Genomic DNA, 640 nt, shown 5'->3' on the forward strand with positions numbered 1-640 from the left:
CAAGGACCTGCTCGGTGGCAGCTTCTTCTTCAAGCCGATCGTCTGGGTGGGTATCGGCCTCTCCGTCTTCCAGCAGTTCGTCGGCATCAACGTCGCGTTCTACTACTCCTCCACGCTGTGGCAGTCGGTCGGTGTCGACCCGTCGGACTCGTTCCTCTACTCCTTCACGACGTCGATCATCAACATCGTCGGCACCGTGATCGCCATGATCTTCGTGGACCGGATCGGCCGTAAGCCGCTGGCCCTCATCGGCTCGGTCGGCATGGTCGTCGGTCTGGCGCTGGAAGCCTGGGCGTTCTCGTACCACCTCGTCGACGGCAAGCTGCCCGCCACGCAGGGCTGGGTCGCCCTCGTCGCCGCCCACCTCTTCGTCCTCTTCTTCGCGCTCTCCTGGGGCGTCGTGGTCTGGGTCTTCCTCGGCGAGATGTTCCCGAACCGGATCCGCGCCGCCGCCCTCGGTGTCGCCGCGTCCGCGCAGTGGATCGCCAACTGGGCCATCACCGCGAGCTTCCCGTCGCTGGCCGACTGGAACCTCTCCGGCACCTACGTGATCTACACGGTCTTCGCCGCGCTCTCCATCCCCTTCGTCCTTAAGTTCGTCAAGGAGACGAAGGGCAAGACCCTGGAGGAGATGGGCTGA

The 640-nt window shown here is 64.7% G+C and carries 1 protein-coding gene; it reads left to right on the plus strand.

Annotated features, from left to right (window positions below; all coding sequences use genetic code 11):
• Positions 1-640, plus strand: a 640-nt coding sequence (locus tag CCN33_RS29820) for an MFS transporter (RefSeq protein ID WP_140394760.1), incomplete at its 5' end; no start/stop codon positions are given.

It is taken from the genome of Streptomyces recifensis (assembly GCF_002154615.1).
GTDB classification, from domain to species: domain Bacteria; phylum Actinomycetota; class Actinomycetes; order Streptomycetales; family Streptomycetaceae; genus Streptomyces; species Streptomyces griseoluteus.